General features: G+C 68.8%; 8 protein-coding genes. 1 reads left to right on the forward strand and 7 read right to left on the reverse strand.

Annotated elements, in window-relative coordinates:
• Nucleotides 1-67 precede the first annotated feature (67 nt).
• The 4 genes from J8M51_RS33520 to J8M51_RS33535 all read right to left on the reverse strand — a co-directional run bounded on the left by J8M51_RS33520 (nucleotide 68) and on the right by J8M51_RS33535 (nucleotide 4818).
• Nucleotides 68-412, reverse strand: coding sequence for a hypothetical protein (locus tag J8M51_RS33520; protein ID WP_086756439.1), 345 nt, complete (start codon nucleotides 410-412; stop codon nucleotides 68-70).
• Nucleotides 413-631: 219 nt separating this feature from the next.
• The gene (locus J8M51_RS33525) at nucleotides 632-2323 is read right to left on the reverse strand and encodes an ISAzo13 family transposase (RefSeq protein ID WP_256964874.1); all 1692 of its coding nucleotides are present in this window, start codon (nucleotides 2321-2323) and stop codon (nucleotides 632-634) included.
• Nucleotides 2324-2457: 134 nt separating this feature from the next.
• Nucleotides 2458-3141, reverse strand: a complete 684-nt coding sequence (locus J8M51_RS33530; RefSeq protein WP_086756466.1) for a haloacid dehalogenase type II — start codon at nucleotides 3139-3141, stop codon at nucleotides 2458-2460.
• A gap of 459 nt (nucleotides 3142-3600) precedes the next feature.
• Nucleotides 3601-4818 carry a PucR family transcriptional regulator gene (locus tag J8M51_RS33535; protein WP_179203132.1) on the reverse strand — a complete coding sequence of 406 codons (1218 nt, stop codon included), beginning with the start codon at nucleotides 4816-4818 and terminating at the stop codon, nucleotides 3601-3603.
• Nucleotides 4819-5237: 419 nt separating this feature from the next.
• On the opposite strand from J8M51_RS33535, the gene J8M51_RS33540 reads away from it, so the two are divergent.
• A complete protein-coding gene (locus tag J8M51_RS33540; RefSeq protein WP_086756443.1) occupies nucleotides 5238-8264 on the forward strand; it encodes an aminotransferase class III-fold pyridoxal phosphate-dependent enzyme in 3027 nt (1008 codons plus the stop codon).
• 185 nt (nucleotides 8265-8449) lie between these two features.
• On the opposite strand, the gene J8M51_RS33545 is transcribed toward J8M51_RS33540, so the two are convergent.
• From J8M51_RS33545 to J8M51_RS33555, 3 genes are read right to left on the reverse strand one after another with little or no spacing between them, the layout of a single operon-like run.
• Complete coding sequence (locus tag J8M51_RS33545) at nucleotides 8450-9895, reverse strand: purine-cytosine permease family protein (RefSeq protein WP_086756445.1); 1446 nt, start codon at nucleotides 9893-9895, stop codon at nucleotides 8450-8452.
• On the reverse strand, nucleotides 9892-12936 hold the full coding sequence (locus tag J8M51_RS33550) for an aminotransferase (protein WP_086756447.1): 3045 nt from the start codon (nucleotides 12934-12936) through the stop codon (nucleotides 9892-9894). The genes J8M51_RS33545 and J8M51_RS33550 overlap by 4 nt, the downstream gene beginning before the upstream one ends.
• Nucleotides 12929-14362 carry an amidase gene (locus J8M51_RS33555; protein WP_086756449.1) on the reverse strand — a complete coding sequence of 478 codons (1434 nt, stop codon included), beginning with the start codon at nucleotides 14360-14362 and terminating at the stop codon, nucleotides 12929-12931. The genes J8M51_RS33550 and J8M51_RS33555 overlap by 8 nt, the downstream gene beginning before the upstream one ends.
• Nucleotides 14363-14395 lie beyond the last annotated feature (33 nt).

Here is a 14395-nt window from a genome sequence, read left to right on the forward strand (position 1 = left end):
CGGACCTGGTGGGGCGACGGGGAGCCGGGCACGTACCGCAGCAGTGCGGTACACGCCCGGAGGTCGGTTACGGTACGAGAACTATGGAGTTGATCGGCGTCATGTTGTACGGCGCGTATTCACCGGTCGCACGGGACACTGAGGAACAGTTGCCACCGTTGTACTCGTAGCAGACCTTGAAGCCCGCGCCACCGGTCTGGCTGTTGACGATCACGCGATCGCCGGTGACGTTCGACAGGTTGTGGGCGCGATAGCTGTAGAAGATGTTCCTGCTCAGGATGCTGCCGTTCGTCTCACGGATGCAGACTGCTCCGGACGGGCAGGGAGTTGCCGCACTGGCGCTGGGCGCCATGACGAGCCCGCCTCCTACAGCCAGGGCCAGTGCTGCGATGGTCGTCGCGATCTTGCGCATGTCTACTTCCCCCTAGTCGTGGCACCCGCTACAGGGCGCGCCACAAGAGTCCCCACGCTGCACCTGCGCCGCCAACGACGCTTCCGGCCATTCTCATCCTTCGTATCAATTCACGTGATACGCGGGCCCGGCCACCATGCCGCGACTCCGTACGGCCCGTAGCCGTCCACGATTCACGGTGGTCCACTGAATGTCGTGTCCCTTAGGGCTCGCAGAGAATCAACATACGGGTTTGATCTTCGTGGGGCTGCTGTTCGCGAGGAACGCGGTGACGTCAGCAGATGTGCGGAACCGGGCTGTCGAGGGTGGGATGGTGTAGCCGTGCTCGGCAAGGAGGGGCTGGACTTGGTGAACGGCCCTGGTGAGGGTGCTGCCGTTGACTCCGAAGAGCTGGGCGAGCAGGTCTCGGGTGCCGAGTTTGCGGAGGTAGAGCACGGTGGCCAGGACTCTGTCGGCCGTGGTCAGCCTGTCCTTCGCCCCTGCGCCGCGAGCGCGGATGCGCTCACCTCCTCGTTGGTGGAGCCGTCTCTGCTCGCGTAACTTATCGAGCTTCGTGGTCAGTTGGTCGACGGGTTCGTCCAGTGCCGGTTCGGGCATGCCGGTCAGCTCCGGGTTGCGCAGACACCCAGTGCCGGGCGGCAGGGATGGGCCGGCTGATTGCGGGTTCTTGGCTTTGCCGGCTGCGCTGGTGGTGTCGCTAGGCTGAGGGTGGAGGGTGTAGTTCCAGTCGCCGTGGAAACGGTGCCGGTCCATTGGCAGGGCATCGATGTCGCTGTCGGTGACCTTGATGCCGGTGTTGTAGGTGCCCGGGTCGAGTTCGGCGTGGACCTTCAGCCCGGCGTGGGTCGTGGTCGCCGCGATGCTGTTCACGATGACGTCGTGGCTGGTCAGTGGGCGACCGCGCCAGTTCATGGAGATGTGGGAGAACAGCCGGTGCTCGATCTTGTTCCATTTCGAGGTACCCGGCGGCATGTGGCAGACCGTGATCTCCAAACCCGTCTCGGTGGCCAGGGCGGCGAGTTCAGTCTTCCAGGCGCGGGTGCGATAGCCGTTGGATCCGCCTGCGTCCGCGGTGATCAGCAGACGTGTGGCGGCCGGGTAGTCGTGTCGGCCGCGGGCATGCCACCAGCGGCGGATGGAGGCGACAGCGAACGCGGCGGTGTCGTGATCGGTGCCGACACTGACCCAACCCGTATTCGCGGCGATGTCGTAGATCCCGTACGGGATCGCCTTGCCCGGTCCCGTACGGTCCAGGAAATCGTGCGTCTTGACTAGCACCGGCTCACGGGTCGGCCGCCACTGGTGGCCCGCGTTCTTGTAGTAGCCGACGAGTTCCTTCTTCTTGGCGTCCACGCTGATCACCGGCTGGCCGGCACTCATGTGCTGTGTGGCCTGCTCGTTGATGTAGCGGAACTGCGCATCGCGGTCCGGATGCTGCTTGCCCTCGATCGTCTTGGCGCCGGCCTGCAGACTGAAGCCCTCCTCGCGCAGCAGGTCTCCGACCGTGTCCGCGCTCACCCTGTGCCCCTGGAGAGTGAGCTGGCCCGCGAGGTTCCTGGTCGACTTCACCGTCCAGCGCAGCGGCGACATCGGATCGCCCCGCTCGTCCGGTTCCACCAAGGCCAGCAACGCGGGCCGCAGCCCCGGATCAAGGTCCACGGCCTTCTTCCGTCCGCCACCGGGCCTGCGGTCCCGGCCCAACGGCTCCTCGCCGGCCTCCAACTCGTCCACGCCCTTGCGGACCGTCGTCTCGCTGACCTGGGCCGCCCGTGCGACCGCCCGGATACCACCGTGCCCCAGGATCCGGGCCTCGGCCCCCATCACCAGCCGCCGCTGTCGCTCGTCCAGATGCGGGAACAACACCCCGAACTTCACAGCGAGTTGACCACGAACCTCATCGGAGACGCCCATAGCAGACCAACGAGCCGAAGCACGCGAAGCAACACCTTGATTCTCTGCGAGTCCTAAGCTCACGCTCGCCGCGTGATTGACGAAGCGTGTCCACCATCACGCGGGAAGGCTTGTGTGTTGTCCGGTTCCCGGCTTCAGCAGCCGAGCAGGGCCGGCAGGCCGGACAGGTCGGGCAGCTCGTCGAAGGGCTGGTAGTCGGCGCTGCCGCGGGCTCCGATGGAGCCGTTGTGGCCGTAGCGGTTGATCCACACGCGGCGCGCGAGGCCGAGGTCGCGGGTGGGGATGAGGTCGTACTCCCAGCCCTGCGCGACGTGGATGACCTGGGCGGGGTCGATGTCCATGGCCTGGAAGGCGTACTCGAAGGCCTGCCGGGACGGCTTGTACGCCTTGGCCTGCTGGGCGGTGATGACATGGTCGAATTCGACGCCCATGTTGACCAGGTTCTGGGCGATGAGGTCGTCGTCCGTGTTCGAGATGATGGCGATCTCGTACCGGGACTTCAGCGCCTCCAGGGCGGCCGGGACCTCGGGGTGGGGGCCGAAGGTGGGCACGGCCGCGACCAGAGCCTCACCGTCGGACTGCCGGTACTCCAGGCCGTGCAGACGCATCGCTATCTCAAGGCTGGCGGGCAGCAGCTCGCGGAAGGGGCGGTATGCCTCCAGGACGGCGTGGAACCGCATGATGCGGAAGTCGTCGAGGAACTCGTCGACGTTCAGACGGTCCAGGTCCAGCCGGTCGGCCAGTACCTTCAGGGTGGTGGGACCGAGCTGGAAGTCGACCAGGGTGCCGTAGGCATCGAAGGTGACGATCTGACGCATGATGTTCAACCTCTTTCCGGACATATAGGAAATTCTTCTTACCGGGAGTCGCGATCTCGTCGAGTGCGGCTAGGTCGGCCGCATCGGATCGCCAGGAGGCTGCCGACGCGTTGGGGCGGCAACCTGTTGAGGGGGTATGGCGACCGAAGGGGGTGCCCGAGGAGCCGCCGCCGGAGGACGAGCTCCGTTGCGATGAGCCACTCTCCGGCTCAAGGTGATGCGTCAGTGAAGCACTGTGGAGAATCCGGCAACAAGGGACGTGAGGCCACGAGATCGACCGCGTATTTTGTGCCTGTGCACAATTTCCTGTCAGGGATCCGACACAGTTCTGCTCGAACCGAACGCTCTCCGAGGCTGCCGCCCTCATGAGGGCATGTGGCCTGTGACCGCCGCGCCTCGGCTTCAGCTCTCTCTGTCGGGGCCCGTCCGGTTGCTTCACTCCGTCCAGCGATTGGTGGATCAGGACATCGTCGCCCGGAAGCGGGCGCCCGAGTCCGTCTCCAGCCAAGCCAAGGCGAGGACCAGCCGGGCGGCGTCGTTCGGTCGGGACAGCTTCAGCCCGGTCGCCTCCTCCACAGCCTGCAGGCGATTGCCCACCGTGTTCCGGTGACGGTAGGTGCGTGCGGCCACCTCGGCGACCGAGCCCAGGTCGAGGTACCAGCGCAGGGTCTCGATGATGCTGTCGCGGTCGCGCAGCTCGAGCAGTGGGCGCAGCACGCCGGTGGCCATCGCACCGGTGAGCTCCTCCTGCGCCGACATGATCGCCCCGATCCAGTGGCCCTCCACGTGCCGCACTCCGGACTGCGCGGAGCTGCGGATCGCGGCACGTGCGAATCGGATGCCCCGCGCCGTCAGCGCCAGGTCGGGGACTTCCGCGACGCCGCAGCGCCACGGGGCGAACGGCCGGAGCATGGCAAGCATCGCCTCTTCATCGCACCGTCCGTGACCGATGATCCCGAGGAGCTCGTCGCCCATCCATCCGAAGTGACGTACCAGGCCGCCCCGACGCAGCGCATCGTCGACCTGGGACACAGCCGGGTCCCCGGTAGGAACGGATTCGACAACGACCACGGTCAGGGCGACGTTCTCGGAGAAACCCAGCAACGTGGAGGCCTCGGCGACGGTGGAAGGGTCCTGTTCCCCTTCCAGGACCAGGCGGCTGAAGGCGCGGTTGCGCACCTCCGTACGACGGCTCGCCAGGTCGCGCTCGGTGCGGCGGTAGGCGTCGACGACCTCGACGCTGTTGGCGTCCGTCGCCTCCCAGACGCGGATCAGCCCGTCGAGGAAGTCGGGATCGGCGCTGATGCCACGTGCTCGCCCCTCTGCGAGCACGGCCTCCCACAGGGTCCTGAGGTCCAGCTGGAAGGAGTGCATCAGAGCGGTCAGGGAGAACGCCTGCTCCGCTCGCTCGCGTCCCACGTCCTCGGTGGCGCGCGAGACCGCCGCAGGCACGGGACCCCCGGCCAGCCGGGTCAGGGCGAGTTCGAGGGTTCGTCGCATCCCCTCCCGTTTCTGGACCGGATCCCAGTCCGCCGACGCGTAGGCGGGCTCCTCGGCTTCCAGTTGTTCGAGAGCACGAGAGGTCAGTTCGTCGAGTCGTTCCTCGAGGAGCCGGCGCGCGATCGCCTGCACGGCGTCGTGGCGCGCCCCGCCCTGACGGCGTCCCGGGCCGCTCATGAGGACCGCCTCTCCCGACGGCAGCTGCCACCGGACGGATCCGGGGCCGTCTCCGGGCAATGCCGCTGACATGTCGCTGGGGCTTCCTGGCAGAGATTGTGCACAGGCACAAAATACGGGGTCGATGTCGCGGCCTCGAGTCCCTTGTTGCCGGATTCTCCGCGGTGTTTCATCTGACGCGTCACCTCGGGCTGGACAGCGCTGGTGCCATAAGCACGCATCTGGAGCACAGCCATGGCACTTCCGTAGGCACCCGATCCCCCAGTCCGTCACCTTGAGCAGGCGCTGCTGAGGGGCGCCGCGTACCTCGGCTCAGTATCGGCCCTCCAAGCTGCGGGGGACTGGCCACGACCTGAGCGTCTTGGCGCGGGCCCACGGTGAGTGATGAGCGACCTGACGATGAGAGAGAGAACGCACCGATGACCTCAGCGACCACCACCGGCCAGGACGGAACGACCGTCCCCGGTCCCACCGGCCACCTGCCGGGCCCGTTCCTCGATCACGTGCTGCGGCAGTCCTTCGGACTGGAGGGATACGTCCAGCACCCCCTGGGAGGGGAGGTCGACCACAACGTTCGGATCACCGGCGACGACGGCATGCGCTACTTCGTACGGGTCACCCGCGCGGAGCCGGACTCGGCCGATGTTCTCTGGCAGAACTCGCTCCTGCAGCATCTGGCCTTCACCGTTCCCGACCTTCCGGTGCCACGGCTGATCCCGACACGCGAGGGGAAGTCCCTTGCCGCCGTCGTCCACGAGGGCCGAACGCACGTGGTTCGCGTGATGAGCTGGATCGAGGGCCGGGTCCTGGCGGATCTCGACGACCACCCCGCGGCGCTTCTGCGTCAGCTGGGAGAATCCGCCGGGCGGCTGAGTCTCGGCCTGTCCAGCGTGGAGCCACCGGTGGGCTTGCAACCGCACGACTGGGACATGCGCCGGGCCGCCGAGATCGTCGAGGCGTCGCTGCACGCCGTACAGGACGCGGACCGGCGGGAGTCGGTGCGCACGATCATGGGCTGGTACGACGATCTCCTGCCCGTATGGGACCGACTGCCGCAGAGCGTCGTGCACCAGGATCTCAATGACGCCAACGTCCTCGCCCACGCCGACGAGCACGGGATGCTGCGGATCTCGGGCATCGTCGACCTGGGCGACTCGCTCCACAGTGCGCGCGCGGCGGAGGTGGCGATCGCGGCGGGCTACGCCATGGTCCGCAAGGCCGACCCGCTCGCCGCGGCGGCCGAGGTCGTGGCCGGCTTCCACTCGGTGCTCCCCCTCACGGCCGAGGAACTGGCGGCTGTCTATCCGCTGGCGGCAGCCCGGCTGTGCATGAACGCCGTGACGTGGACGCGCCGGGTCGCCGAGAGCGACACGCCGTACGGGCGAATCCGCATGCAACACACCTGGCCGGCGATCACGCAGGTCGCCGAGGTCTGCCCCGAGGTCGCCGAGGCGACGTTCCGGGTCGCGTGCGGGCTCCCCCCGACGCAGGAGCAGCGGGGTCTGGGAGAGGCCCTGGCAGATGCGGCCCTAGACGGTTCCCCGTACGCACCGGCCCCACAGTTGCTCGACCTGCGACCGGCAAGTGATCTCTACGACGAAGTCGACTGGCACGACGCGAGGGCGGTGCGCGCGAGCATCGACGACGTCCTCGACGGAAGACGGCGACGGGGCTACGTGCCCCACCTCAGCGCATCGCTGCTCCCGGGGGGCCGACGCCGCCCGGGAGCCGACGAGCCCGCGACGGTCCAGGTCGGCGGTTCGCTGATCCTGGCAGACGCCGAGGAGGCAGCCAGCCCGCTGCCCGGCGTAGTCGAAGCCCGCGGTGGCGCCGGGATGCCGTTGGTGCTGCGACACGCGGTCGAGGGGCTGGAGTTCTGGACGTGCTGGTGGGGCCTCGACGACACGCCGCCCGTCGCGGCGACAGTTCCGGCCGGGGCGCCGTTGGGACGAGCCGGCGGGAGCGAGGAGACGGACCCGCTCGGGCCCTGCGTCCAGGTACAGGTCCATCGCACCGCGCGGATGGCCACGTGGCCGCCGCCTCGTGTCGTGCCGCCCTCCGCACGGCAGGTGTGGAGCCACCTGTCACCCGACCCCGCCCGGCTCCTCGGATTCACCGAATCCTCCGCCGCGGCCCCCACCGTCGACGACGTCGTCTCTGTGCGCCGTCGCCACATCGCTCGCTCCCAGCGCAACTACTACCGCACCCCGATGAACCTCGTGCGCGGGCGGGGCGTGTGGTTCCACGACGAGGACGGCCTGGCCTATCTGGACTCGCTGAACAACGTCACCCACGTCGGCCATGCCGAACCACGCGTGACGGCCGCCGCCACTCGACAGATGCGCAAGCTCAACACCAACAGCCGTTTCGTCTACCCGCAGATCGCCAGTTACGTACAGAAGCTGGTAGCCACCCTGCCCGAGCCGCTCGAGGTGGTCTTCCTGGTGTGCACGGGCAGCGAGGCGAACGACCTGGCGCTGCGGATCGCCCGCCAGGTGACAGGTCGTCAGCACATCGTCAACATCGACGGCGCGTACCACGGAAACACCGGCGTGGTGACCGGTATCAGCCCGAACCGTTACAAGGGCCCCGGCGGCTCCGGTGCACCCGCGACCACCCACGAGGTCGTCATCCCGGACCGCTACCGCAGCACCTACGGGTACGACGACGGGGACGCCGGAGTCAAGTACGCCCGCGACGCCGCGGCTGTCATCGAGCGGATCACGGCCGACGGCCGACCCCCTGCCGCTTTCATCGCCGAGTCCCTGATGGGATCGGGCGGGAACATCGTGTTCCCCGACGGCTACCTCGACGGCGTGTTCACCGCTGCCAGGCGAGCGGGCGCCCTGTGCATCTCCGACGAGGTCCAGGTCGGCGTCGGACGACTCGGGCCCTGGTGGGGGTTCGAGCTCCAGGGGGTGGTCCCGGACATCGTCACGATGGGCAAGCCACTGGGGAACGGGCATCCCCTCGCGGCGGTGGTCACGACTCGGGAGATCGCCGACGCGTTCGACACGGGCATGAAGTACTTCAACACCTTCGGCGGCAACCCTGTCTCCTGCGCGATCGGCGAGGCCGTGCTCGACATCGTCGAGCGGGATGGGCTGAGGGAGAACGCCGTGAGCGTGGGCGGGTACTTCGCCCAGTCGCTGCGTGAGCTCCAGCAGCGCCAACCGCTCATCGGTGACGTGCGGGCGGAAGGGCTCTACCTCGGCGTCGAACTGGTCCGTAGCCGCACCACCAAAATGCCGGCCACCGAGCAGGCCTTCATGGTCACCGAGCTCATGAAGGAGCGAGGCGTCATCGTGTTCCCCAATGGCGTGCACGACAACGTATTGAAGATCAAACCGCCCATGACCTTCAGCCGCGAGCACGTGGATCTTTACGTCGACGTGCTGGACGAGGTCCTGTCCTTGCCCGAGCTGCGCTCGGCCGTACAGTCCTGAGACGGGCAACCGTCCAGTGCGGCGGACCTCGCCCTTCAGGGCCGCACCTCCCATCCGATCGACTTCATCACCACAAACGGCCACTCCGCGGCCTGAGTCGAAACAGGAAACACACGACCCTGACCATCGGCGCCCTGACGGCTGAGCCTGGCCGGAAGACCCGCGGGAGCCTCCGCCGCCACCCCTCACACGGGAGACGTCCGGTGCGGGGGCGCGACTGCCGCGGACGACTCTCCATGGGTGGTGCGGCCGACGCGGACGAGCGCCAAGTAGACGGCCGAGGTGACGACCATGCCGGGAATCCAGGACAGGTCGGCGTTGGCGAGCTGTCGCGCGACGGGCCCGACGTACCAGGCGTTGCTCATGGCCGGGATGCCGGACACCACGCCGGTCAGGAAGGCGATGAGGACCTTGAGGTTGACCCCGTAGTGGGTCCACGTGGCCGGATCGCTCCAGTACTTTCCGCTGCGGGTGTACATGCCGGGGACGTCGTACTCTCCGTGCTGGACGAGGTAGAAGTCCACGAGGTTCACCGCTCCCCAGGGAATGAGCAGCAGGAGCAGGAACGACAGGAACGCCGTCAGGTTGCCGGTGAAGTCCTGTGACGCCGTGACGGCCAGGCCCAGGCCGATGACGAGGGTCGGCAGCATCATTGCCGCACGGGTCCTGAACGAGTTCGGGATCTTGACGAAGGTCGAGAGGCCGGTGATCAGGTTCAGCATCCCGCCGTAGAGGTTGAGCATGTTCGTCACGGCCAGGCCCAGGGCGGTCACCACCAGGACGACTGTCGCGAGTGCGCCGCCGCCGAGCGCGGCACTGGCGCTCTGGAAGACGTCCGCGGCCGCGAACCTGGCCGCGAGCAGCACACCGATGACGCAGCAGAAGGTGGAGGACAGGAACACCCCGGCCGCCGTCCACCAGAAGACCGCCCGGCCCGACGCGTCGCTCGGCAGGTAGCGCGAGTAGTCCGAGACGGCCGTCGCGTAGGTGAGCGCGAACGTCACGGCGACCCCGGTGCCGGCCAGGAACGACGTGAGCGACACCGGACCGGACGCCACCGCCACGCCGTCCCCTCGGAGGAGCGTGTAGACGCTGACGACGATCAGGCTGACGGTGAGCGGCCACGTCGCACAGCGGGCGACGACGTGGATGGCCCGGTTGCCCATCAGTGCGGGGACCACGCTCAGCGCGGCGACCAGTGACGTGGCCAGGGGCAGCGGGATGCTGTCGTCCGTGGCCACCTTGAGCGCGATACCGCCCGCGAGCGAGACCGAGACCGTGAACCCGACGTACATGACGGACCCCACCACCACGGGCACCAGGGCGCCGAGGTAGCCGAACTGGCCGCGGCTCTGGATCAGTTGGGGAATCCCCAGCCTGGCACCCTGGATCGAGTGCAGGGCCATGAGGACGGTTCCGACCAGGTTGCCGATGACGGCGGCGAGCAGCGCCAGCGGGATGTTGCGGCAGACCGAGTAGATGATCGCGCCGAAGATGGCGTTGCCGACGTTGAGGTTGGAGGCGAACCACACGTGGAAGAGGTCGCGGGGGCGTCCTCGGCGGTGGGATTCGGGCACCGGATCGACGTGGTGCAGTTCGATCCCGGTTTCAGTGGCGGGTGTTCCGGTCATGGGCTCTCATTCCTTTCATCGGCAGCCTTGCTGGTCGTGGGGTGCCGGTGAATCGATCGTGCCGAGGCTGTGCGGGACCGTGCCCGCTCCTCGAGCACCCGGGTGAACTGGGCGACGAAGTGGTCGGCGGCCGCTGTGTCGAAGCAGAGGGGCGGCTTGATCTTCAGGACGTTGAGCTCGACTCCGGTGGGTTGGATGACGACACCGAGTTCGAGCATGCGTTTGCACATCTGGGTCGCGGCGGCGGGCGCCGGCTCCTTGCCGCCCGGTACGACGATGTCGACCCCGCGGTAGAGGCCCTCCCCGTGGACGGTGCCGATCTCGGGGAAGCGTGCGGCCAGGGCGTCGAGCTCTGCGCCGAGGTACGTGCCGACCGTACGCGCGTTCGCCGCCAGGCCTTCGTCACGGAGGACGTCGAGGACCGCCGTACCGATCCGGCATGAGACCGGGCCGCCGCCGGTGGAGGAGAAGAATCCTGCTCGTCGGCCGAACGCCGCCGCGATCTCGGGCCGGCACGCGACGACACCGATCGGGTGTCCGTTGCCGGTGGCCTTTGCCGCGGCGACGATGTCGGGGGTCGCGCCTTGGCCTTCGAACGCCCAGAAGGCCGGACCGGTCCGTCCCATCCCGACCTGGATCTCGTCGGCGACGCACACCCCGCCCGCCTCGCGCACGGCGGCGTAGGCCCCGGCCAGGTACCCCTGGGGAGGAACGATTCCTCCCTGACTGCCGAGCAGGGGTTCGGCCACGAACGCGGCCACGCCACCGCCCGGGCCGGCTTCGGCGCAGGCTCGCCGCACGGACTCCACGTACGGTTCCGCGCGTGCACCGTGCCGTCCGCGGTAGGGGTCGGGTGTCTCGGCGACGTGGACGTGTGAGTCGAGTTCCTCGCGCCACCGCGGGCGGTCGTGGGGGAGCGTGTCCAGCGCGAACACGTCCGAGGTCCAGCCGTGGTAGGAGCCCTCGACGACGACCACCGAGCGACGCCCGGTGTGGACGCGGGCCAGCTGGACGGCGAGGTCGACGGCCTCGCTGCCCGAATTCAGGAAGAAGAAGGTATGCAGTTCCTCGGGCAGGGTGGAGGCGAGTCGTTCCGCGTACTCGCCCATGGCGTCGTACAGGAAGCGGGAGTTGGTGTTGAGCAGCGCCATCTGCCGTGCCGCCGCCGAGGTGAGAGCGGGGTGGGAGTGCCCGACGATCGCGACGTTGTTGATCATGTCGAGGTATCGTCGGCCCGCGCTGTCGTAGAGCCAGTGCCGCCAGCCTCGGACCATGTGTACGGGAGTCTCGAAGTACGTCGACTGGGCGCCGGCCACGTACTTCGCCCGCTGCTCATGCACACGTTCGACCGCCTTTCCGTGCTCCGCCCTGGTGGGCGTCCCGACGAGCGGTGACGGGTCCGCACAAAGCGTCAGGAGGGCCGCACGGTCCCGTACCCGGCCGAGGCCCGGCAGGTCGGGCGAGAGGCCGAGTTGGACGTGGACGTGGGCAGGCAGCGGGCCGGTGGACGGCGCGACCACCGCGACCTCGGCTCCACGGCGCACGGTGTGCCCGACGGGGAAGTGCGCGGCCACTCCGGCGACCCGGACGTAGAACGTGGTGGTGTCGACGCGGCTCTGCAACACGACGGCTTGAGCCTCGGCCCGGACTACCGTGGCGTCGAGCGGAGCGAAGACCTCCGTGCCGACGGGGACGAACAGATCAGCCCCCAGGTGCAGTGCGGCGGGCGCCTGGTCGGTGGGGTCCGGCCGGCCGAGGCGGACCTCGTCGAAGCGCCCGACGGCCGTCTCCGTGTCGGCTCCGAGCGGCGGGAAGGCCGCGTCGTCCAGCCAGTTGCCCGCGGAGAACAGCTCCGACTCGACGCTGAGATCGACCGGCCGGAGCGGACCGAAATCCTGGCCGCGGAGGATCGGGCTCGGTGACTGCCGGGCGACGAGATCGGCCAGGTCGGTCTCCGGCGCGCCGAAACCGCAGGCCTCGCGCACCACCGCGGTGGCGAGAGCGGGGTCGACGTCCAGCACGGCGCGCAGTGCTCGCCAGTCCTCGGCGGCGATCTTGGCCGCCCCCTCGTCGTCCGGATCCTGGTGCGACGCGACGGTCTGGAGCGCCGCGCAGAGCACGGCACGCGCGCGGATCAGCGTCCACAGCGCGTTTGCCTCCGCCTCGGACAACGACAGCACGTCGAGGTATCCGGCGAGGACGGGCAGCGCCGCACCCACGGGGTCCTCGGGCCCGCGTGCGATGGCGGCCAGCATCGGCGTGGCGATCTCGCCGGCCCGCCACGTCCACACCAGGTCACCGAAGTCGATGATCCCGGTCGGTACGAAATCTCCGTCGGCGTCGAAGTCACCGACCACGTTGTGCTCGTGGATGTCGGTGTGCACGGCTTGTTCCGGCAGCCGCCCGGCGATGTCGCCGGTGATGAGCTCGGCCACCGGAGCGAGTGCCCGCTCGATGAGCGCGTTCTCCACGTCCGTGAAGTGATCGGTGAGGTCCGCCACGGTCTGGACCGCGTGGCGCGGATCCCATGAAGAGCGGCGGTGCAGCCCGGGGTGGTCGAACCCGGCAAGTGCGGTGACCGATCTCGCGGCCAGACGGCCGAGGCAGCGCAGGGCCCTCGGCAAGAGGTGCGCGGCGGCGCCCATCGGTGCGCCCGGAACCCAGTCCAGCAGCCGTATGCGGAGCCCGTCGAGATCGACCAGCTCATGGTCCCGCAGCGTCGGGACGGCTTCCGGCACCACGAGGCCCGGATCCCGGGACCGGAAGTGACGGATCGCCAGATGTTCGGCGTGGGCCGCCTCGGCACCGCTGTCGGCCAGGGTCGCCCTCAGGACGTGTCGTCGGCCGGTCCCGGCGTTCTCGACCAGCATGATCTGGTCCTGCGTGCTCCCCAGGTCGGTGAGCCGACCGGTGATTCCCCACTCCTCGCGCAGGAGGCGGGTCGCGTCCTGCGCCGACAGCGTCGGGCCGGTGACGGGGGCGGCTGAGGCGGCCGCGTCCACCGTGCCTTCGTCGGTGAACGACCGTTGCGTCTCAGCCATGGTGGGCCAGCTTCGGGCGCCAGTCCGGGTCGTTCCAGAGGCCGAGACGTGCTTCGGCGGCCGCGCCGAGGCGGAACGCGGTCAGATCGTCGTACGGTCGAGCGACGATCTGCACCCCGGTCGGCACCCCGTTGCCTGCGCGGCCCGAGGGCACGTTGAGGACCGGATGTCTGCTCGCGATGTTGAAGAGCTGGGTCAGGCACTGGCTCACGAGGTTGTCGAAGTGCACGCCCTCGGCGAGTTCGACGGACTCCACGGACGTGGCGTCCGCCGGGTAGCCGGTGGTGGCCATGGTCGGGCAGATGATGGCGTCGTGGTCGCGGTAGATCTCGGCGAGCACGGCGTGCATACGGCCTTCCTCCTCCGCGATCCGCAGGGAACCGATCTTCTCCAGGGCCGCCTCGCACGCCTCGACGACGTCGAGGACGTTCCGGGACCAGCGCGGGTCGTCGGCCGGCGCCGCCTCCCGTACGGAAGGCGCGAGGAGGAGGCCGTAGTGGGCGAACGCGGTGGCCATGATCGACTGGCGGGTGATCGGGATCTCGACCGGGGTCACCTCGGCTCCGGCGTCCCGCAGGGCGTTCGCGAACCGCTCGATGTTCGCCGCCGCCTCGGGGACGACGGGGAAGTCACCGATGGTGACCGCGAGCGCGACCTTCAGTCCCGCACACGACCCGAAGGCCGTCGGGAGCGGTGGAGCGGCGGGTACCGAGACATGGTCCAGGAGGTCCGGTCCGGCGATGACGTTCTGGAAGAGAGCGCAGTCAGTGACCGTGCGGGCCATCGGCCCGTCCTGACAGTAGGTGTCGAGACTGAGCGGCGGCAGCGACGGAATCCGTCCGTAGGAGGGGCGGAACCCGACGATGCCACACAGAGCCGACGGAACCCGGATGGAGCCCGCGATGTCGGAGCCGGTGGCCAGTGGGGCGAGTCCGGCGGCCAGTGCCGCACCCGAGCCGCCCGAGGAACCGCCGGGGCTGTGGTCGAGGTTCCATGGATTGCGTGTGACGCCCCACAGCTCGGAGTGGGTGGTCACGGCGATCGAGAACTCCGGCGTCGTGGTCCGCAAGTGCAGGACCGCACCGGCGTCGATCAGCCGCTGGACCATCGGCTGGGTCTGCGTCGCGACGTTGCCTTCGGTCAGCAGGGAGCCGAAGCGATGGGACCTGCCGGCGATCGGCATCTCCTCCTTCACCGCGACCGGGACGCCTTCGAGTGCCCGGGGCGCCGGGCCCCTCCCCGCGTACCTGGCCTCGGCGGCCCGCGCGACATCGTGGGCCTCGTCGAACATCTCCTCGGCGACCGCGTTGACCTCGCTGGTCTTGGCGACCCGTTCGATCAGCGAGTCCAGGACTTCCACCGGGGACAGCTCGCGCCGCCGAAACGCCCCCAGCATCTCGTCGGCCGACAGATAGTTCAGGTCCATCCTTCGCTCCTCTTGGCGATGGGCAGTACGGGT

Source organism: Streptomyces griseiscabiei (assembly GCF_020010925.1).
GTDB classification, from domain to species: domain Bacteria; phylum Actinomycetota; class Actinomycetes; order Streptomycetales; family Streptomycetaceae; genus Streptomyces; species Streptomyces griseiscabiei.

Bases quoted from the DNA above. Each gene is read 5' to 3' on its own strand.
- J8M51_RS33520 (WP_086756439.1), bottom strand. From the start codon at position 412: ATGCGCAAGATCGCGACGACCATCGCAGCACTGGCCCTGGCTGTAGGA.
- J8M51_RS33525 (WP_256964874.1), bottom strand. From the start codon at position 2,323: ATGGGCGTCTCCGATGAGGTTCGTGGTCAACTCGCTGTGAAGTTCGGG.
- J8M51_RS33530 (WP_086756466.1), bottom strand. From the start codon at position 3,141: ATGCGTCAGATCGTCACCTTCGATGCCTACGGCACCCTGGTCGACTTC.
- J8M51_RS33535 (WP_179203132.1), bottom strand. From the start codon at position 4,818: ATGAGCGGCCCGGGACGCCGTCAGGGCGGGGCGCGCCACGACGCCGTG.
- J8M51_RS33540 (WP_086756443.1), top strand. From the start codon at position 5,238: ATGACCTCAGCGACCACCACCGGCCAGGACGGAACGACCGTCCCCGGT.
- J8M51_RS33545 (WP_086756445.1), bottom strand. From the start codon at position 9,895: ATGACCGGAACACCCGCCACTGAAACCGGGATCGAACTGCACCACGTC.
- J8M51_RS33550 (WP_086756447.1), bottom strand. From the start codon at position 12,936: ATGGCTGAGACGCAACGGTCGTTCACCGACGAAGGCACGGTGGACGCG.
- J8M51_RS33555 (WP_086756449.1), bottom strand. From the start codon at position 14,362: ATGGACCTGAACTATCTGTCGGCCGACGAGATGCTGGGGGCGTTTCGG.